The organism is Enterobacter sp. MG-EB028 (genome assembly GCF_056673305.1).
Map to the genome: position 1 here is coordinate 1502882 of NZ_CP195079.1, position 18345 is coordinate 1521226.

Genomic DNA, 18345 nt, shown 5'->3' on the forward strand with positions numbered 1-18345 from the left:
TTTTCTCCCTCTCCCTGTGGGAGAGGGCCGGGGTGAGGGCATCAGGCCGCACAAAACGAACCTAACCCAACGCCTGAATCGCCTTCTCCAGCGCGTCGCGCAGCAGGTGACGGTCGTGGCGATACTTGATGTCTGAGGCCTCCAGCGGCTCCTGCACCACCAGACGATCGCCAATCCCTGACACATCCACTTTTGGGCCCACGACTACGCCGTCAATGATCTTCTTCCCGACGTAGTGCTCCATCAAATTGAGTTTGTCCGCCAGCGACAGGCTTGCCGCGGCCGGGCTCAGCTCGCGGCCGAGGTTACCGATGTAAACCATCGGGGCAGGGGTGCGACGCAGCGCCTGCGCCAGCTCTTTCACCAGCAGAATTGGCATCAGGCTGGTGTAAAAGCTGCCGGGGCCGATCAGAATTAAATCCGCTTCCCCGATAGCTTCCACCGCTTCACGCGTGGCGGGTACGCTCGGATAGGTCATTAACTCAGTTGGCGGCAGGATGAGCTGGTCAATATTCACCTCGCCATAAACTTCATGCCCTTCGGCGTCGATTGCCATCAAGTCAACCGGTTGTTCGGACATCGGGATCAGGAATGCGTCCACTTTGAGCAGATTACGGATTAAGTTGATGGCTTCCAGAGGCCGTACGCTCAGGTGATCAAGCGCCTTTAACATTAAATTTCCAAGGTTATGCCCGGAAAGTTCGCCATTACCGCCAAAACGGTACTCAAACATCGCCGACGCGACGCTCGGCTCGGTAATTAACTGATTCAGGCAGTTGCGCATATCTCCCCAGGCGATGCCGCCTTCAGCACGACGAATGCGTCCGGTTGAGCCGCCGTTGTCGGTGGTTGTTACTATCCCTGTCAGCCGTGAGCCCAGTGACGACAACGAGGACATAACGCGGCCCAGGCCGTGGCCTCCGCCAAGAGCGACCACTCGGTCAAGATCCGCAAAAGTGCGACTGCGCATACATATTCCTTTTCACCTGTAATCGCGTAACAGTAACCTAACTACCCCTAAAAGACGATGCCTCACCCGACGCAAAATGACGTATATCAATGCGAAAATACGGTTTTTAAGTATTCTGTAGCGAAAATGCACGATTGATTCGCTATATAGATAATTATATAGCGTGAAGTGATAATGGCGCCGCCAGAATTTCCGCGCTACTATCGCTTAAACCACGTTTTCAATGTTGAAAACATACACTCTAGCCCTGGCGCCTGTGTCGAATGATATGGCGCCCTGGCCGTGGCGGATTTGCCACCAGGGTACAGAAAGAAATGACTGTGCCTCCCGTATCTGGAAAGGTGTACATGGCTTCACAACTTACTGATGCTTTCGCGCGTAAGTTTTACTACTTGCGTCTGTCGATTACCGATGTGTGCAACTTCCGTTGCACCTACTGCCTGCCCGATGGCTACAAGCCGGGCAGCGTCACCAATAACGGCTTTCTCTCCGTGGATGAAGTGCGCCGCGTCACGCGTGCGTTCTCTGAGCTCGGTACGGAAAAAGTCCGTCTGACCGGGGGCGAACCCTCCCTGCGTCGTGATTTCCCCGACATCATTGCCGCCGTACGTGAAAACGAACGTATCCGCCAGATTGCGGTGACCACCAACGGTTACCGCATGGCGCGTGACGTGGCGAACTGGCGCGACGCTGGCTTAACCGCTATCAACGTCAGCGTGGACAGCCTCGATGCACGCCAGTTTCACGCCATTACCGGGCAGGACAAATTCCGCCAGGTCATGGACGGCATCGACGCGGCGTTTGCCGCCGGGTTCGAAAAGGTCAAAGTCAACACGGTGCTGATGCGCGACGTTAACCATAATCAGCTGGACACCTTTCTGGCGTGGATCAAACCGCGCCGTATTCAACTGCGTTTTATCGAGCTGATGGAAACCGGAGAGGGCAGCGAGCTGTTCCGCCGTCACCACATCTCCGGCATGGTGCTGCGCGACGAGCTGCTGAGACGCGGCTGGATCCATCAGATCCGCCAGCGCAGCGACGGCCCGGCGCAGGTCTTTTGTCACCCTGATTACGAAGGCGAAATCGGGCTTATCATGCCCTACGAGAAAGACTTCTGCGCCAGCTGTAACCGTCTGCGCGTCTCTTCCGTGGGCAAGCTCCATCTCTGCCTGTTCGGCGACGGCGGCGTGGACCTTCGCGATCTGCTGGCAGACGATGCCCAGCAGGATGCGCTTGAAGCGCGTATTTCCGGGGCACTGGCGCATAAAAAACAGACCCACTTCCTGCATCAGGGCAATACCGGCATTACTCAGAACCTGTCTTACATCGGCGGGTAATCAGGATTTAGAAGGAATCAGAAGATGAGTCAGGTAAGCGCAGAATTTATCCCGACACGCATTGCTATTCTTACCGTTTCCGACCGCCGTGGTGAAGAAGACGATACCTCCGGCCACTGGCTGCGCGAGGCGGCACACGAAGCCGGACACCAGATTGTTGATAAAGCGATCGTCAAAGAGAACCGTTACGCCATTCGCGCGCAGGTTTCGCAGTGGATTGCGAGTGACGACGTCCAGGTGGTGCTGATTACCGGCGGCACCGGCTTTACTGCAGGCGATCAGGCCCCCGAAGCGCTGCTCCCGCTGTTCGACCGCGAAGTGGAAGGCTTCGGCGAAGTGTTTCGCATGCTCTCATTTGAAGAGATCGGCACCTCTACGCTTCAGTCCCGTGCCGTAGCGGGCGTGGCGAACAAAACCCTGATATTCGCCATACCGGGCTCGACTAAAGCCTGCCGCACCGCGTGGGAAAATATTATTGCCCCGCAGCTGGATGCCCGTACCCGGCCCTGTAATTTCCATCCCCATTTAAAGAAATAAGCTATGTCACAACTAACCCACATTAACGCCGCCGGTGAAGCGCATATGGTGGATGTTTCCGCCAAAGTCGAAACGGTGCGCGAAGCGCGCGCGGAAGCGTTCGTAACTATGCTGCCGGAAACGCTGGCGATGATTATCGACGGCAGCCACCATAAGGGCGACGTCTTTGCCACTGCGCGCATCGCGGGTATTCAGGCCGCCAAGCGCACCTGGGACTTAATCCCGCTCTGCCATCCGCTGATGCTAAGCAAGGTGGAGGTGAACCTGCAGGCGCAGCCGGAGCACAGCCGCGTGCGCATTGAGTCCCTGTGCCGCTTAACCGGGAAAACCGGCGTGGAGATGGAAGCCCTGACGGCGGCCTCCGTTGCCGCGCTGACCATCTACGACATGTGCAAAGCAGTGCAGAAAGATATGGTGATTGGCCCGGTTCGCCTGCTGGCGAAAAGCGGCGGCAAATCCGGTGATTTTAAGGTGGACAGCCATGATTAAGGTGCTCTTTTTCGCCCAGGTCCGCGAGCTGGTCAATACCGACAGCCTGATGCTGGACGGCTCTTTTGAAAACGTCGCTGCCCTGCGCGTGCATCTGGCCGCGCAAAGCGACCGCTGGGCGCTGGCGCTGGACGAGGGCAAGCTGCTGGCGGCCGTTAACCAGACGCTGGTGGAGTTCAGCCACCCGCTGGCCGAAGGGGATGAAGTGGCCTTTTTCCCGCCGGTGACAGGGGGCTAAGATGGCGGAAACCCGAATTCTGGTGAGCCCCGAGCGTTTTAACGTGGGGACCGAATACAGCCGGCTGGCGGAACGCGATGAAGACGGCGCGGTCGTCACCTTCACCGGCAAAGTGCGTAACCACAACCTCGGTGACAGCGTAAAAGCGCTGACGCTGGAGCACTATCCCGGTATGACGGAGAAATCGCTCGCGGCAATTGTGGAAGAGGCGCGAGGCCGCTGGCCGCTTGGGCGCGTCACGGTTATCCACCGCATTGGTGAGATGTGGCCCGGTGAAGAGATTGTGTTTGTCGGCGTGACCAGCGCACACCGCGGCAGCGCGTTTGAGGCCGGGGAGTTCATCATGGACTATCTCAAAACAAAAGCGCCGTTCTGGAAGCGCGAAGCCACGCCGGAAGGGGACCGCTGGGTGGAATCTCGCGACAGCGATAAACAGGCCGCCAGCCGTTGGTAGTCGGTTTACGTGGATGTGTTACTCTTAACGTGTGTGTCTTCTTAATCTTAATCAGGAGTGAATCATGGACCGATTTCCGCGTTCCGATTCAATAGTACAGCAGACCCGTAGCGGCCTGCAGACGTATATGGCTCAGGTGTACGGCTGGATGACGGTTGGCCTGCTGCTTACCGCGTTTATCGCGTGGTATGCGGCGAACACGCCTGAACTGATGATGTTTATCTTCTCCAGCAAAATCACCTTCTTTGGGTTGATTATCGCGCAGCTGGCGCTGGTGTTTGTGCTCTCCGGGCTGGTGCAAAAGCTCAGCGCGGGCATGGCAACCACGCTGTTTATGCTCTATTCGGCGCTGACTGGCCTGACGCTTTCCAGCATTTTCATCGTCTACACCTACTCCTCCATCGCCAGCACGTTTGTGGTGACCGGGGGGATGTTTGGCGTGATGAGCCTGTACGGTTACACCACCAAACGTGACCTGAGTGGCTTAGGCAACATGCTGTTTATGGGGCTGATCGGGATTGTGCTGGCGTCGCTGGTGAACCTGTGGCTGAAGAGCGACGCGCTGATGTGGGCCGTGACCTACATCGGGGTGGTGGTCTTTGTTGGCTTGACCGCCTACGACACCCAGAAGCTGAAAAACATCGGCGAGCATATCGACGTGCGCGACAGTTCCAACCTGCGCAAATACTCGATTCTGGGCGCGCTGACGCTCTATCTGGACTTTATCAACCTGTTCCTGATGCTGCTGCGTATTTTTGGCAACCGTCGCTAGGGTTGTTTTGCCGGGTGGCGGCTTCGCCTTACCCGGCCTACGAAACGCGAACCGTAGGTCGGGTAAGGCGAAGCCGCCACCCGACTTATTCACTTCGCTAACATCCTCTCGTTCTTCGCCCTCAGCTTTTTCGCCCGACTCTCCAGCACCAGATAACAGACCGTGGCCAGTGCCAGCGGCAGGAAGTAATAGAGCATGCGGTAGGCTAGCAGGGCGGCAATAATCGTTCCCTGTGAGACATGCTCTCCGGCCAGCAACGCAATAAATACCGCCTCCAGCACCCCAATCCCTGCCGGGATATGCACGATAACGCCGGCGATACTGCTCACCAGCAGCACGCCCAGCACGAAGAAGTAGTTCACGTCCTCGCCAATCAACAGCCAGATGATCGCCCCCATCGCCATCCAGTTGGCGCTGGAAACCGCCATCTGCAGTACCGCGAACTTCCACGACGGCAGTACCAGTTTCTGCCCTTTAATGGTCATATGGCGGCGTCTGGCAAAGGCGCAGGCCCACAAATACACGGCGATGATCAGCAGCAGCACGAAGCCGAGAATGCGCAGCGTGGCTTCGTCGATATACCAGTGCGCGGGCAGCTGCACCACGCCGATGGTGAAAATTACCCCGCCGAGCAGAATATAGCCCAGCCAGTTGGTGGTGATGCTTAATGAGAAAATGCGCGTGATCGTCCCACCCGGCAGGCCAAGCCGCGAGTACAGGCGATAGCGCATGCCAATCCCCCCGACCCAGGTGCTCAGCGTCAGGTTAAAGGCGTAGCAGATAAACGACACCAGCATCACCTGACGTTTAGCCAGCTTGTGTCCGCAGTAGGCGCGGCCGAGCAGGTCATAGCAGCCGTACATCAGGTAGCTCACGATCACCAGCCCAACGGCGCCGAGCAGCACCAGTCGGTTATAGTTGCGGATAACCTTCCACACCTCTTCCCAGTCCACTTTCTGCGCGTAGATCACCAGCAGTACCGCGACCGCGATAAAGAATACCCAGGTGAGGATTTTTTTCGCCAGCCGCCAGCGAGGATGAGATTTTGACATCAGGGTTTGCCTCCATCTTCCGCTTCAACGCGGTCCTGGGTTTCCATTTCGGGTTGTACCGGCGGATCCACCTGCGCCAGCTTCGGCGTATGCGCCGGCAGCCAGCCGACCATCGCCGGGAAGTGGCGCAGGAAGTGGAACACCACCACGCCGACGCCAACGTTCCACCAGCTCCGTTTCGGCACCATGGATTCATCCACCCGCACGCAGTCCTTATTGATAAGTCCCTGAAGGTTATCGCGCAGGGTCTGATTAAACTGGCGGTCGTGGATGATCAGGTTCGCTTCCAGGTTAAGCGACAGGCTCAGCGGATCGAGATTACTGGAGCCAACGGTTGCCCAGTGGTCATCCATCACGGCCACTTTGCCGTGCAGCGGGCGGCGGCGGTATTCATATATCTGCACGCCGCTTTTAACCAGATAGCGGTAGAGCAGACGCGCGCCGACCTTCACAATCGGCATATCCGGCTCGCCCTGCACGATGAGTTTCACCCGGACGCCGCGGCGGGCCGCGTTGCGCATGGCGTGCAGAATGCGGTAGCCGGGGAAGAAATAGGCGTTGGCGATAATCACTTCGCGCTTCGCATTGGCCAGCATCTTCAGGTAGTGACGTTCAATATCGTCCCGATGCTCCTCGTTGTCCCGCCAGACAAACAGTGCCTGCGCTTCGCCGGGCTTGCGGTTCTCTTCCGGGCGATGACGGCGTCGCCACCAGCGGCGAGCGGCCTCTTTACCGGGCAAGTTTTCCAGCACGAACAGCTGGATGTCCTGAACCACCGGTCCCTCAATGCGGATCGCGTAGTCCTGCTTGGCCTCCGGGCCGTAATCCGACATATGCTCGGCGGAGTAGTTAATGCCGCCCACGAACGCCACCGTTTCGTCCACCACAACGATTTTGCGGTGCATGCGGCGGAACAGGTTGGTGCGCATGCCGAACAGGCGAGGACCAGGATCGTAGTAACGGAACACCACGCCAGCGGCGGTGAGTTCATTAACAAATTCATCGCTGAGATCCGGCGAGCCATACCCGTCGAGCAGGGCCTCGATTTTTATTCCGCGCCGGGCGGCATGCAGCAGCGCGCTGTGCAGCTGCCTGCCAACGTCGTCTTCAAACCAGATAAACGTTTCAAGGTAGACTTTCTGCTGCGCGTGGCTAATCGCCTCGAAGACTGCCGGATAAAAGTTATCGCCGTTTTCCAACAGCGTAATACGGTTACCTTCCTGCCATGTGCATTTCATAAGTGGATCTCCGCGCTCAGCGGGGCATGGTCGGAAAGATGTCGCCAGTTAAGTAACGCCAGCGCCGTCGGGCTGCTGGCATGCGCATTTTTCACGTAGATGCGGTCCAGGCGCAGCAGGGGAAAGCGCACGGGAAACGTCCGTGCGGGACGACCGTGTGCCCGGGTGAAAATCTCCTCCAGCCCCGCATTCACCTTCAGAGGATGGTTGGCCCGCTGCCGCCAGTCGTTAAAATCACCGGCCACCACCACGGGGTCGCCTTCGGGAAGCGCATTAGTCCAGTCAGCCAGCATCTGTAGCTGCGCCTGACGGTGGGCTTCACGCAGGCCAAGGTGAACGCAGCCTACGTGAACGGGTACGTCAAGATCCGGCGGTGCGATGCGGCAGTAAAGCAGCCCGCGCTTTTCGCTCTCTCCAACGGAGACGTCCCGGTTCTCGTAATGTTCGATAGGAAAACGCGACAGCACGGCGTTTCCGTGATGGCCTTCCGGATAGACCGCGTTGCGGCCGTAAGCGTAATCGCTCCACATGGTGTCGGCCAGAAATTCGTAGTGCGGCGTATCGGGCCAGTTTTCGAAATGCATGGGATGCACCTCGTGCGCGCCCATCACCTCCTGCAGGCAGACAATGTCCGCGCTGACGGTGCGTACCGCGTCGCGCAGCTCCGGTAAAATGAAGCGGCGGTTAAATGCTGTGAAGCCCTTATGAATGTTTATCGTCAGCACCTTAAGCGAGAAATGCTGCGTTTTTTTGCTCATAAACACCTTCCTGGGTGACTATCCCGATGAAAATAAAGTGTAGTCGGCGTCACAAAAAGATGCGGCGTTACGGAATTTTCCGTAAAGTGCGGTAGTCTGATTAAGCAGAGAAAAATCCTTCAGGAGAGAAGCCATGAAGTGGCAACAACGTGTTCGTGTCGCAACCGGTTTGAGTTGCTGGCAGATAATGTTGCATTTACTGGTCGTGGCCGTACTGGTGATGGGCTGGATGAGCGGCACGCTGGTGCGTGTTGGCTTAGGACTGTGCGTCCTCTATGGCGTCACCGTGCTGTCGATGCTGTTCTTACAGCGCCACCATGAAGCGCGCTGGCGCGAGGTGGGTGATGTGCTCGAAGAGCTCACCACCACCTGGTACTTTGGTGCCGCGATGATCGTGCTTTGGCTGCTGTCACGCGTGCTGCAAAACAACCTGCTGCTGGCCCTGGCGGGTCTGGCAATCCTCGCAGGGCCAGCTGTCGTCTCGTTGCTCACCAAAGAGAAAAAGCTACGCAATGTTGCGTCTAAACATCGCATAGGCCACTGAGCCCGTCGTGGCCGCTATGACCAGTAGCGGCCACAAACTTCCCCAGACAATGTCCAGACTCGCATCCTTCAGATAGATCTGCTTGGTGATATCCGTAAAGTGTCGAATCGGGTTTATCCACGTTAAATCCTGGAGCCACACCGGCATGTTCTCGACGGGCGAAACGTACCCGGAGAGCAGAATCGCCGGCATCATAAAGACGAATACCCCGATAAACGCCTGCTGCTGCGTCGAGCAGAGCGCGGATATCAGCAGTCCAAATCCCACCAGCGACAGCCCGTAAATCACCATCGTGAAGTAAAACAGCGCCAGCGAACCGGCGAACGGGATCTCGTAGGCCCAAATCCCCACCCCCAGCACGATGGTGGCCTGGAACGTTGCGACGATCAGCGCCGGCACCGCTTTGCCGACGAAAATCTGCCAGGTGGCGAGCGGGGAGACCAGCAGCTGATCCAGCGTGCCCTGCTCGCGCTCGCGGGCGACGGACAGGGAGGTGACGATCATTATCCCGATGGTGGTGATCATGGCGATTAGCGACGGGACCACAAACCACTTGTAGTCCAGATTCGGGTTGTACCAGTTGCGCACCACCAGCTCGCTGTTGTTGGGCTTCGGTTTGCCGTCCATCAGCTCCTGCTGGTAATCCTTCACCACCTGCTGCAGATAGTTCGCCGCTATCTGGGCGCTGTTGGAGTTGCGCCCGTCGAGGATCAGCTGCATCGGCGCGGTCTGGAAGGTGTCCAGGTTGCGGGAGAAATCCGCCGGGAAGCGTACCAGCAGCAGCGCTTTTTGCGTGTCGATGGTGGGCTGGATCTCCTGCGGGCTTTTCAGCAGCAGGATGTGGGTAAAGGCCTTCGCGCGGGCGAAACGCTGCGTCAGCTCGACGGCGTGTTTGCCGTTGTCTTCGTTGTAAATGGCAATGGTGGCGTTGGTCACCTCAAGGGTGGCGGCAAACGGGAACAGTAAAACCTGAAGCAGCACCGGCAGCACCAGAATGGCGCGGGTTTGCGGCTCGCGCAGCAGGGATTGCAGCTCTTTGCGGATCAGTGTCCATAAACGGTGAAACATGTGCGCTCCTTAATCCAGTCGCCGTTTGGTTTTCATCCACGTCAACCCGATAAACATCACCGCCGACGCCATCAGAAACAGGGTGTTGACGATCAGCACCACCGGAATATTCCCCGCCAGGAACAGGCTCTGCAGCGTGCTCACGAAGTAGCGCGCCGGAATGATGTAGGTCACGGCGCGGATCACCGCCGGCATGCTGTCTATCTGGAAGATAAACCCGGAGAGCATTATCGACGGCAGGAAAGCGGCGTTCAGCGCCACCTGCGCGGCATTAAACTGGTTGCGGGTGATGGTGGAGATGAGTAGCCCCATCCCCAGCGTGCTGAGTAAAAACAGGCTGGTGATAAAGAACAGCACCACCAGCGAGCCGCGGTACGGCACGCCGAGGATAAAGACTGCCACAAGCATGCAGAGCAGCATCGCCAGCATGCCGAGGAAGTAGTAGGGGATAAGCTTGCACAGCAGCAGCTCGACCCGGGTCACCTCGGTGGAGAGCAGCGCCTCCATGGTGCCGCGCTCCCACTCGCGGGCGATCACCAGCGAGGTGAGGATTGCGCCGATCACCGTCATGATGATGGTCACCGCGCCCGGAATAATAAAATGCTGGCTGATGGCGGCGGGGTTAAACCAGTAGCGCGTCTGCACGTCGATAAGCGGTTCAAACGTCTCGCCCCGGTCTTCCGCGCGCTGCATCTGCCAGAGCTGCCAGATCCCCTCCGCGTAGCCCTGTACGAAGTTGGCGGTATTCGGCTCGCTGCCGTCGGTAATCACCTGGATCGGTGCATTGGTATTCGCCCGCGCCATGTTGGCGGCGAAATCCACCGGGATGACGATCAGGCCGCGAATTTTCCCGGCCTGCATTTTCTGGATCAGCTCCTGCCGGTTGTCGCTGACGGTGGCGTCGATATAGGGCGAGCCGGTCATGGCGTGGGTAAAGTCCAGCGCCTCTTCGCTCTGCTGCTCAAGCAAAATCCCGACCCGCAGCTTGCTGGAGTCGAGGTTAATGCCGTAGCCAAAGATAAACAGCAGCAGCAGGGGGATCACCACCGCAATCAGCCAGCTGCTGGGATCGCGCACGATCTGCCGCGTCTCTTTAATACACAGCGCGCGCACCCGGCGCCAGGATATAGCACTACTGCGCATGGGCATTCTCCTTGTCCCAGTCGTGGATGAGGGTAATAAACGCCTGCTCCATAGTCGGGTCTGGCTGTTCTTCGTCAGCGGCCTGCTCCTTCAGGTCGTCTGGCGTGCCGTGGGCGATCAGCTTGCCGCGATAGACCAGCCCGATACGGTCGCAGTACTCCGCCTCGTCCATAAAGTGGGTGGTCACCATCACGGTCACCCCTTTTTCCACCATGCTGTTGATGTGCAGCCAGAACTCGCGGCGGGTGAGGGGGTCAACGCCGGAGGTCGGCTCATCCAGGAAAAGAATATCGGGTTCGTGCATCAGCGAGCAGGCCAGCGCCAGCCGCTGCTTAAAGCCGAGCGGCAATTCGTCGGTGGCATGGGAAGCAATATTCGTTAACCCAAAGGCGTCGCTCATGCGGCGGATTTTCTCATTCTGCGCGCGCCCGCGCAGGCCGTACACGCCGGAGAAAAAGCGCAGATTCTGCTCGACCGTCAGGTTGCCATACAGGGAAAACTTCTGCGCCATATACCCCAGATGCTGGCGCGCCTTGCCGGAGCTGACCTTCAGATCCATATCCAGCACCAGCGCCTTGCCGGATGTCGGCACCAGCAGGCCGCACATCATCTTAAAGGTGGTGGATTTTCCCGCGCCGTTCGGCCCCAGCAGGCCAAAAATCTCGCCGCGCTTCACGGCAAAATTGACGTTGTCGGTAGCGGCGAAGTCCCCGAATTTTTTGGTGAGGGATTTCGCTTCTATCACCGTTTCGCCCGGCGTGCCTTCCACCGTGTGCAGGATCGCGCCAAGGGGGGATTCCGACGCGCCCGCACCGCCCAGCAGGTCGATAAACGCATCTTCAAAGCGCGGTGCGGTTTCCGTCATGTCGATCTCAGGCATGCCTGGCGCATGGCGAATATCGTCGACGGTAGCCTCTTTTTTGAGGATCGCGCGCACCGAGCGGCCCTGAATCATCCCGTCGCTGACCTGCGGCAGCTTCAGCACCCGCTGGAGCAGCCTGCGGTTCGACTCTTGCGGGCTGTGCAGCAGGAAGCTGCGCCCGGCCATGGTTTGCGTCAGTTCGGTTGGTTCGCCCTGATAGAGCAGTTCACCCTCGTTCATCAGCAGCACGTCCCGACACTGTTCCGCTTCGTCGAGGTAGGAGGTACTCCAGAGGATCAGCATCCCGTCGCCCGCCAGCTCGTGCACCATCTGCCACAGCTCGCGGCGGGAAATCGGGTCCACGCCGACGCCGGGCTCATCCAGCAGCAGCACCTTCGGCTCGCCCACCAGCGTGCAGGCCAGACCCAGCTTCTGCTTCATCCCGCCGGAGAGCTTGCCCGCCAGCCGGTCGGTGAACGGGCCGAGGGAGGTAAACTCCAGCAGTCGGGCGAAGGTTTTCTGCCGCGTTTCACCGGTGACGCTGCGCAGGTCGGCATACAGGTTCAGGTTTTCCATCACCGTCAGATCTTCATACAGGCCAAACTTCTGCGGCATATAGCCGAGCATGGCGTGGAGCGCGCCGTCGTTTTTTATCGGGTCCAGGCCAAGCACGCTGGCCGAGCCTTCGTCCGGCTTGAGCAACCCCGCCAGCATCCGCATCAGCGTGGTTTTCCCCGCGCCGTCCGGGCCGACCAGCCCGGTTACGTAGCCTTTCTGAATGGTGCAGTTCAGCGGCGCGACCGCCGGCTTGTCCATGCCCGCGAAGCGTTTGACCAGACCGTTGAGCTGGATAACCGCATCATTCATGTCGTTCCCCGTCGTTTATGGTCACGGTAACAGGCATGCCCTGACGCAGCGCGTCGTCCGCATCGGTGACGATGATGCGCAGGCGGTAAACCAGGTCGGTACGCAGGTCCGGTGTTTCCACCGTTTTCGGCGTAAATTCAGCGGTAGGGGAGACAAAGCCCACCTTGCCGTGATACGGCTTGTCCGGGCGGCCGTCGGTATAGAGCAGCAGCTCGCGGCCCGGCTGCATCTGCCCGAGGTTCGGCTCGTCAATGTAGGCGCGCACCCACACCGGACGGGTCAGGGAGAGCGTTAAGACGGTACTGCCCGCGCTGAGCATGCTGCCCGGCTCCACGGCGCGGGTCATCAGCGTGCCGTCAGAGGGAGCGATTAAGGTCGTGTCGTGCAGATCCAGTTCCGCCTGCGCCAGCTGGGCCTGCGCCTGTTCAAGGCTGGCTTTCGCCTGGGCAATGTCCTGCTCGCGGTTACCGGAGCGGTACTGGCTTAATTTATCCTGCGCGGACTTCAGCGTTGCCTGCGCCTGGTCCCGGGATGACCGCGCGTTTTCCAGATCGTTGGCGGAAATGGTGCGGCTTTTCCACAGTCCCTGCTGGCGGTTATAGAAGTTCTGCGCATAGTCGTACGCGGCTTTGGCCTGCTTAACGGCGGCGGCAGCCTGGGCAATCTCTTCATCGCGATAGCCTGCCAGCATCAGGTCATACTGCGCCTGCGCGACGGAAACGCCAGCTTTGGCCTGCATCAGCGCGTTCTCAAAAGGGGCTTTATCCAGCGCGCCCAGCGTCTGACCGGCTTTGATGGCATCGCCTTCGTCAACGCTCAGCGAGGCGAGACGTCCGCCGACGCGGAAGCTCATGTTCACCGTGCGAATATCCACGTTACCGTACAGCGTCAGGCCTTTATCCTGCTGGCTCTGATACCACAGCCAGCCACCGACTCCGGCAGCAAGCAACACAACAACCACCAGAATGATGGCGACTGGTTTTTTCATGACTTCAGGCTCCTTTGCGTTAAGCCTTGCAGGATCAGATCGAGATGACAGGCGATGACCTGGCTAATCTGCGCGGCTTTATCCTCATCAAATTGTGTCCAGCCGGTGCGTAACAGGATAGTTTCCCTGCCCAGACGGAAGGCAAGGATTTCACCCAGCAGGGCGTGGGTATGCAAAATAGTGTCGGTATCGCTGGCGTCCCGCCCGGTATACGCGGCGATCAGCCGGGTCAGGTGGGTATGCATCGGGGCAATTACCCGATCATGTACCCGCTGGTAGGCGGCAGTCGGGGAGAGCTGTTCCCGGGAAATAAACTTGCTCAGGTTGAGCGTATCGTCGTGCGTCAGCAGGCGAATCATATTATGGCAGGCTTTGAGAATAAGCTGGCGAACGGCGGCGCGATCGGGTGACGGCTGGCTGAGCAGCGCGGTGGCTTCCTCAACGTGCGGGTGAAACTGCGCGCCGATAAAATCGGCGATCCACTCGGCGCAGGCGAGATATAAATCCTCTTTTGAGCCAAAATAGTAGGGAATGGCCGCAATGTTTTGTCCGGCCTGGGCAGCGATATCCCGCGTGGTCGCATGCAGCCCGTACTCGCCAAACTGCGCCAGCGCGGCGGCGATAAGCTGATTTTTGGCCTGTTCACCTTTGGTTGTTGTGGGTGTCGTATTCATGGCGGCATTAAGAATTAATCAATCGATTGATTAAGATTATGCCTGATTCCCGCTAACGTCGAGGGAATGCTGAGGGATATTTTATGCGCCACGTCACAAAAGCTGCTACACTCCGCCCCTTCGCGACATTGTGGTTTTTGTCCTCCTAATTGTTATATCTCCCTGAAAACTACACCTGTGATGGTCGGGGCGGTTCGGAGTTTTTATGTCTTTTGATTCCCTTGGCCTGAACCCGGAAATTCTGCGCGCCATCGCAGAGCAGGGCTACGTTGAGCCAACCCCAATCCAGCAGCAGGCGATCCCCGCTGTGCTTCAGGGCCGTGACCTGATGGCCAGCGCCCAGACCGGCACCGGTAAAACCGCGGGCTTTACGCTGCCGCTGTTAGAGCTGCTGGTAAAAAACCAGCCGCACGCCAAAGGCCGTCGTCCGGTGCGTGCGCTGATCCTCACCCCAACCCGCGAGCTGGCGGCGCAGATTGGTGAGAACGTGCGTGAGTACAGCCGCTACCTCAACATTCGCTCGCTGGTGGTTTTCGGTGGCGTGAGCATTAACCCGCAGATGATGAAGCTGCGCGGCGGCGTGGACGTTCTGGTGGCAACGCCGGGCCGTCTGCTGGATCTGGAACACCAGAACGCGGTGAAGCTGGATAACATCGAAATTCTGGTGCTGGACGAAGCCGACCGCATGCTCGACATGGGCTTTATCCACGACATTCGCCGCGTGCTGGCTAAGCTGCCCCCGCGTCGCCAGAACCTGCTTTTTTCCGCGACCTTCTCCGACGAGATCAAGGCGCTGGCGGAAAAGCTGCTGCATAACCCACTCGAAGTGGAAGTGGCGCGCCGCAACACCGCCTCCGAGCAGGTGACGCAGCACGTGCACTTTGTGGATAAAAAGCGCAAGCGCGAACTGCTCTCCCAGATGATCGGCCAGGGTAACTGGCAGCAGGTGCTGGTCTTTACCCGCACCAAGCACGGCGCTAACCACCTGGCGGAACAGCTGAATAAAGACGGCATCCGCAGCGCCGCCATTCACGGTAACAAGAGCCAGGGCGCGCGTACCCGTGCGCTGGCGGACTTCAAGTCTGGCGACATCCGCGTGCTGGTGGCGACCGACATCGCTGCCCGTGGCCTCGATATTGAAGAGCTGCCGCACGTGGTGAACTACGAGCTGCCGAACGTCCCGGAAGACTACGTGCACCGTATCGGCCGTACCGGTCGTGCGGCGGCAACCGGTGAGGCGCTCTCTCTGGTCTGCGTGGACGAGCACAAGCTGCTGCGTGACATCGAACGTCTGCTGAAGAAAGAGATCCCGCGCATTGAAACCCCGGGTTACGAAGTGGACCCGTCCATCAAAGCCGAGCCGATTCAGAACGGTCGTCAGGGTGGCGGTCGCGGTCAGGGCGGCGGCGGTCGCGGTCAGCAGCCGCGTCGTTCAGAAGGCGGCGCGCCAAAATCATCGGGCAAACCGCCTCGTCGCAACAGCGACGGCAAGCCGGCGGGTGAAAGCCCGTGGCGCAGCGGCGAAGGCAAGCCGGCAGGGGAAGGGCTGCGCCGACGCCGCCCGCGCAAGCCTGCTAACCCGCAGTAATCTGGAAGCCCGGTCGTAAAGCCGGGCTTTTCTTTTTGCGGCAGAGAAGAGAAAGTGCCACAATAGTGGCTGTTTATACAGTGTTTCAGGTTTTCCAATGGCTTTAACCGCGGCGCTGAAAGCGCAAATTGGCGCATGGTATAAGGCGCTACAGCAGCAGATCCCCGATTTTATCCCCCGAGCGCCGCAGCGGCAGATGATTGCCGACGTGGCAAAAACGCTCGCCGGGGACGACGGGCGACATCTGGCGATTGAAGCCCCAACCGGAGTCGGGAAAACCTTGTCGTATCTCATTCCCGGCATCGCGATTGCGCGGGAAGAGGACAAAACGCTGGTGGTCAGCACCGCCAACGTGGCGCTGCAGGATCAGATCTTCAGCAAAGATTTGCCCCTGCTGCGCAAAATCATCCCCGATCTGCGGTTTACCGCCGCCTTTGGGCGCGGGCGCTACGTGTGCCCGCGTAACCTGGCGGCGCTTGCCAGCAGCGAGCCGAATCAACAGGATCTGCTCGCGTTTCTGGATGACGAGCTGACGCCAAACAATAAGGCGGAGCAGGAGCAGTGTGCAAAGCTGAAAACCGAGCTCGACGGCTATAAGTGGGACGGCCTGCGGGATCACACCAGCCTGGCGATTAGCGACGACTTATGGCGCAGGCTCAGCACCGATAAAGCAAGCTGCCTGAACCGCAACTGTCACTACTACCGCGAGTGTCCGTTCTTTGTCGCCCGGCGCGAGATCCAGGAGGCGGAGGTGGTTGTCGCCAACCACGCGCTGGTGATGGCGGCGCTCGAGAGTGAAGCGGTGCTGCCGGAACCCAAAAACCTGCTGCTGGTGCTCGACGAAGGTCACCATCTGCCTGACGTGGCGCGGGACGCGCTGGAAATGAGCGCTGAAATTACGGCGCCCTGGTTCCGCCTGCAGCTCGATCTCTTCTGCAAGCTGGTGGCGACCTGCATGGAGCAGTTCCGCCCGAAAACCACGCCGCCACTGGCGGTTCCGGAGCGGCTGAGCGAGCACTGCGAAGAGGTTTATAGCCTCATTTCCTCCCTGAACAACATCCTGAACCTCTATCTTCCTGCCGCCCAGGAAGCCGAACACCGCTTTGCGATGGGGGAACTACCGGAAGAGGTGATGGAGATCTGCCAGCAGCTGGCGAAGCATCTGGAAAAGCTGCGCGGGCTGGCGGAGATGTTCTTAAACGATCTGAGCGAGAAAACCGGCTCGCACGACGTGGTGCGCCTGCACCGTATTCTGCTGCAGATGAACCGCGCGCTGGGGATGTTTGAGGCGCAGAGCAAGCTCTGGCGTCTGGCTTCGATGGCTCAGGCGTCGGGGGCGCCGGTCACCAAATGGGCTACCCGCGAAGTGCGGGATGGGCAGGTCCACCTCTTTTTCCACTGCGTGGGCATTCGTGTGGCCGATCAGCTGGAAAAGCTGATCTGGCGCAGCGTGCCGCACGTGGTTGTCACCTCCGCAACCCTGCGCTCCCTGAACAGCTTCTCCAGGCTGCAGGAGATGAGCGGCCTGAAGGAGAAAGCGGGCGACCGTTTTGTGGCGCTGGACTCGCCGTTTAACCACTGCGAGCAGGGCAAGCTGGTGATTCCGCGCATGAAATTCGAGCCGCTTATCGACAACGAAGAGCAGCACATTGCGGAGATGGCGGCCTACTTCCGCGAACAGGTCGAGAGTAAAAAGTATCCCGGCATGCTGGTGCTGTTTGCCAGCGGGCGGGCGATGCAGCGCTTCCTCGAACACGTCACCGATCTGCGTTTACTCTTGCTGGTGCAAGGGGATCAGCCGCGCTATCGGCTGGTGGAAACCCACCGCAAGCGTATTGATAACGGCGAGCGCAGCGTGCTGGTGGGGCTACAGTCTTTTGCCGAAGGTCTGGATCTGAAAGGGGACTACCTGACGCAGGTGCACATCCATAAAATTGCCTTCCCGCCCATCGACAGCCCGGTGGTGATCACCGAGGGGGAGTGGCTGAAGAGTCTTAACCGCTATCCGTTTGAGGTGCAGAGCCTGCCTGCGGCGTCGTTTAACCTGATTCAGCAGGTGGGACGTCTTATTCGTAGCCACGGCTGCTGGGGCGAAGTGGTGATTTATGACAAGCGTCTGCTCACCAAAAACTACGGCCAGCGTTTGCTGAACGCGCTGCCTGTTTTCCCGATCGAACAGCCGGAGGTGCCGGAGGTAAAAAAACGCCCGGCAAAACTGGCCGCCGGGCGTGGTAAAAGCATCCGTGCTAAGAGGCGCGGTCCTACTGGTAAGTGAATGTCACCTGCACTACGCTGCTGAACGTGCCGGCCGTGACGGGTATGGCGGTGGCGTAATAGCGAGCGGACAACGGAAACGTGGCCGTGTGGTCACCTGGATTAATGACGGCGTTAAAGGCCGCCTGCGGGGCAATCAGGATTTTGTCCTGACGGTCTGCCAGCTCCAGCGCCAGCCCTTTTGCGCTGCCGATGTTGGCGAACTTAGTCGGGTGCGCGCTGTCGGCCTGGCCGTAGAAATAGGCCGTGGCAAGGGCGAGCGTGGCCGGGCAATGTGACACTGAAAGGGAAAAATCTTTCCACTCGCCGGTATCGCCCACGTCTTTAAAATCGCCGGATACTGCCTGGCCTAAATCCACCGTCAGGTTGCGGCTGGCGCTGTCGATGATGCAGGTATTGGCGTAAATGTTGCCCGTCATCTGGATCTGAATATCGTCGGCGTGCGCCTGGGCGATCAGCCCCAGCGCCAGAAGTGCGATTGTCTTTTTCATG

General features: G+C 59.0%; 19 protein-coding genes and 1 riboswitch. Of the genes, 9 read left to right on the forward strand and 10 right to left on the reverse strand.

Translation table 11 applies throughout. The features are described from left to right. Positions 1–61 precede the first annotated feature (61 nt). Positions 62–970, reverse strand: coding sequence for a uridine diphosphate-N-acetylglucosamine-binding protein YvcK (gene yvcK, locus ACR42C_RS07110; RefSeq protein ID WP_316380459.1), 909 nt, complete (start codon positions 968–970; stop codon positions 62–64). 225 nt (positions 971–1195) lie between these two features. Continuing rightward, a riboswitch (molybdenum cofactor riboswitch) is annotated at positions 1196–1330 on the forward strand. Here yvcK and moaA point away from each other — a divergent pair. From moaA to ACR42C_RS07140, 6 genes are all read left to right on the forward strand, one after another. Further along, entirely contained in the window at positions 1318–2307 is a 990-nt protein-coding gene (moaA, locus tag ACR42C_RS07115; protein WP_320721200.1) for a GTP 3',8-cyclase MoaA, read from the forward strand. (Overlaps the previous riboswitch by 13 nt.) A 24-nt stretch (positions 2308–2331) precedes the next feature. Next, positions 2332–2844: a molybdenum cofactor biosynthesis protein B gene (moaB, locus tag ACR42C_RS07120; protein ID WP_320721199.1), complete on the forward strand. Its 513-nt coding sequence runs from the start codon at positions 2332–2334 to the stop codon at positions 2842–2844. A 3-nt stretch (positions 2845–2847) separates the two neighbouring features. Then, positions 2848–3333 carry a cyclic pyranopterin monophosphate synthase MoaC gene (gene moaC, locus ACR42C_RS07125; RefSeq protein ID WP_320721198.1) on the forward strand — a complete coding sequence of 162 codons (486 nt, stop codon included), beginning with the start codon at positions 2848–2850 and terminating at the stop codon, positions 3331–3333. Further along, positions 3326–3571, forward strand: a complete 246-nt coding sequence (gene moaD, locus ACR42C_RS07130) for a molybdopterin synthase sulfur carrier subunit (RefSeq protein WP_320721197.1) — start codon at positions 3326–3328, stop codon at positions 3569–3571. Before moaC ends, moaD begins: the two co-directional genes overlap by 8 nt. Position 3572: 1 nt before the next feature. Then, positions 3573–4025, forward strand: a complete 453-nt coding sequence (gene moaE, locus ACR42C_RS07135) for a molybdopterin synthase catalytic subunit MoaE (protein ID WP_479984923.1) — start codon at positions 3573–3575, stop codon at positions 4023–4025. A gap of 64 nt (positions 4026–4089) precedes the next feature. Next, positions 4090–4797: a Bax inhibitor-1/YccA family protein gene (locus ACR42C_RS07140; RefSeq protein WP_320721195.1), complete on the forward strand. Its 708-nt coding sequence runs from the start codon at positions 4090–4092 to the stop codon at positions 4795–4797. Positions 4798–4886: 89 nt separating this feature from the next. Here the strand turns inward: ACR42C_RS07140 and ACR42C_RS07145 are convergent, their stop codons facing one another. The 3 genes from ACR42C_RS07145 to ACR42C_RS07155 are packed head-to-tail and all read right to left on the reverse strand — an operon-like array spanning position 4887 to position 7845. Next, positions 4887–5849: a YbhN family protein gene (locus ACR42C_RS07145; RefSeq protein ID WP_316379980.1), complete on the reverse strand. Its 963-nt coding sequence runs from the start codon at positions 5847–5849 to the stop codon at positions 4887–4889. Further along, complete coding sequence (gene clsB, locus ACR42C_RS07150; protein ID WP_320720632.1) at positions 5849–7087, reverse strand: cardiolipin synthase ClsB; 1239 nt, start codon at positions 7085–7087, stop codon at positions 5849–5851. Before clsB ends, ACR42C_RS07145 begins: the two co-directional genes overlap by 1 nt. Further along, a complete protein-coding gene (locus ACR42C_RS07155; RefSeq protein ID WP_116343376.1) occupies positions 7084–7845 on the reverse strand; it encodes an endonuclease/exonuclease/phosphatase family protein in 762 nt (253 codons plus the stop codon). Before ACR42C_RS07155 ends, clsB begins: the two co-directional genes overlap by 4 nt. 133 nt (positions 7846–7978) lie before the next feature. Between ACR42C_RS07155 and ACR42C_RS07160 the strand changes: the two genes are divergently transcribed. Next, a complete protein-coding gene (locus tag ACR42C_RS07160) occupies positions 7979–8389 on the forward strand; it encodes a YbhQ family protein (RefSeq protein ID WP_115874544.1) in 411 nt (136 codons plus the stop codon). Here ACR42C_RS07160 and ACR42C_RS07165 read toward each other — a convergent pair. From ACR42C_RS07165 to cecR, 5 genes are read right to left on the reverse strand one after another with little or no spacing between them, the layout of a single operon-like run. Beyond that, on the reverse strand, positions 8351–9457 hold the full coding sequence (locus tag ACR42C_RS07165) for an ABC transporter permease (RefSeq protein WP_479984924.1): 1107 nt from the start codon (positions 9455–9457) through the stop codon (positions 8351–8353). The two genes, ACR42C_RS07160 and ACR42C_RS07165, sit on opposite strands and share 39 nt — an antisense overlap. 9 nt (positions 9458–9466) lie before the next feature. Continuing rightward, positions 9467–10600: an ABC transporter permease gene (locus tag ACR42C_RS07170; protein ID WP_163330773.1), complete on the reverse strand. Its 1134-nt coding sequence runs from the start codon at positions 10598–10600 to the stop codon at positions 9467–9469. Then, the gene (locus ACR42C_RS07175; protein ID WP_479984925.1) at positions 10590–12329 is read right to left on the reverse strand and encodes an ATP-binding cassette domain-containing protein; all 1740 of its coding nucleotides are present in this window, start codon (positions 12327–12329) and stop codon (positions 10590–10592) included. The genes ACR42C_RS07170 and ACR42C_RS07175 overlap by 11 nt, the downstream gene beginning before the upstream one ends. Continuing rightward, entirely contained in the window at positions 12322–13317 is a 996-nt protein-coding gene (gene hlyD / locus ACR42C_RS07180; RefSeq protein ID WP_479984926.1) for a secretion protein HlyD, read from the reverse strand. Before hlyD ends, ACR42C_RS07175 begins: the two co-directional genes overlap by 8 nt. Then, positions 13314–13991 (reverse strand): transcriptional regulator CecR, encoded by a 678-nt coding sequence (gene cecR, locus ACR42C_RS07185; RefSeq protein ID WP_116343381.1) that lies wholly within the window; start codon positions 13989–13991, stop codon positions 13314–13316. The genes hlyD and cecR overlap by 4 nt, the downstream gene beginning before the upstream one ends. Before the next feature lie 205 nt (positions 13992–14196). On the opposite strand from cecR, the gene rhlE reads away from it, so the two are divergent. Continuing rightward, positions 14197–15579 carry an ATP-dependent RNA helicase RhlE gene (rhlE, locus tag ACR42C_RS07190; RefSeq protein ID WP_320720630.1) on the forward strand — a complete coding sequence of 461 codons (1383 nt, stop codon included), beginning with the start codon at positions 14197–14199 and terminating at the stop codon, positions 15577–15579. Positions 15580–15676: 97 nt separating this feature from the next. Further along, positions 15677–17854, forward strand: a complete 2178-nt coding sequence (gene dinG / locus ACR42C_RS07195; protein ID WP_116343383.1) for an ATP-dependent DNA helicase DinG — start codon at positions 15677–15679, stop codon at positions 17852–17854. Here dinG and ACR42C_RS07200 read toward each other — a convergent pair. Then, complete coding sequence (locus ACR42C_RS07200; RefSeq protein WP_116343424.1) at positions 17841–18344, reverse strand: fimbrial protein; 504 nt, start codon at positions 18342–18344, stop codon at positions 17841–17843. The genes dinG and ACR42C_RS07200 overlap by 14 nt on opposite strands. Position 18345 lies beyond the last annotated feature (1 nt).

Excerpts from the sequence above, each read along its gene's own strand:
- ACR42C_RS07145 (WP_316379980.1), bottom strand. The coding sequence starts at position 5,849 with ATGTCAAAATCTCATCCTCGCTGGCGGCTGGCGAAAAAAATCCTCACC.
- ACR42C_RS07160 (WP_115874544.1), top strand. The coding sequence starts at position 7,979 with ATGAAGTGGCAACAACGTGTTCGTGTCGCAACCGGTTTGAGTTGCTGG.
- dinG (WP_116343383.1), top strand. The coding sequence starts at position 15,677 with ATGGCTTTAACCGCGGCGCTGAAAGCGCAAATTGGCGCATGGTATAAG.
- moaC (WP_320721198.1), top strand. The coding sequence starts at position 2,848 with ATGTCACAACTAACCCACATTAACGCCGCCGGTGAAGCGCATATGGTG.
- moaA (WP_320721200.1), top strand. The coding sequence starts at position 1,318 with ATGGCTTCACAACTTACTGATGCTTTCGCGCGTAAGTTTTACTACTTG.
- ACR42C_RS07155 (WP_116343376.1), bottom strand. The coding sequence starts at position 7,845 with ATGAGCAAAAAAACGCAGCATTTCTCGCTTAAGGTGCTGACGATAAAC.
- ACR42C_RS07165 (WP_479984924.1), bottom strand. The coding sequence starts at position 9,457 with ATGTTTCACCGTTTATGGACACTGATCCGCAAAGAGCTGCAATCCCTG.
- moaE (WP_479984923.1), top strand. The coding sequence starts at position 3,573 with ATGGCGGAAACCCGAATTCTGGTGAGCCCCGAGCGTTTTAACGTGGGG.
- ACR42C_RS07170 (WP_163330773.1), bottom strand. The coding sequence starts at position 10,600 with ATGCGCAGTAGTGCTATATCCTGGCGCCGGGTGCGCGCGCTGTGTATT.
- cecR (WP_116343381.1), bottom strand. The coding sequence starts at position 13,991 with ATGAATACGACACCCACAACAACCAAAGGTGAACAGGCCAAAAATCAG.
- ACR42C_RS07140 (WP_320721195.1), top strand. The coding sequence starts at position 4,090 with ATGGACCGATTTCCGCGTTCCGATTCAATAGTACAGCAGACCCGTAGC.
- ACR42C_RS07200 (WP_116343424.1), bottom strand. The coding sequence starts at position 18,344 with ATGAAAAAGACAATCGCACTTCTGGCGCTGGGGCTGATCGCCCAGGCG.
- yvcK (WP_316380459.1), bottom strand. The coding sequence starts at position 970 with ATGCGCAGTCGCACTTTTGCGGATCTTGACCGAGTGGTCGCTCTTGGC.
- hlyD (WP_479984926.1), bottom strand. The coding sequence starts at position 13,317 with ATGAAAAAACCAGTCGCCATCATTCTGGTGGTTGTTGTGTTGCTTGCT.
- ACR42C_RS07175 (WP_479984925.1), bottom strand. The coding sequence starts at position 12,329 with ATGAATGATGCGGTTATCCAGCTCAACGGTCTGGTCAAACGCTTCGCG.
- moaB (WP_320721199.1), top strand. The coding sequence starts at position 2,332 with ATGAGTCAGGTAAGCGCAGAATTTATCCCGACACGCATTGCTATTCTT.
- rhlE (WP_320720630.1), top strand. The coding sequence starts at position 14,197 with ATGTCTTTTGATTCCCTTGGCCTGAACCCGGAAATTCTGCGCGCCATC.
- clsB (WP_320720632.1), bottom strand. The coding sequence starts at position 7,087 with ATGAAATGCACATGGCAGGAAGGTAACCGTATTACGCTGTTGGAAAAC.
- moaD (WP_320721197.1), top strand. The coding sequence starts at position 3,326 with ATGATTAAGGTGCTCTTTTTCGCCCAGGTCCGCGAGCTGGTCAATACC.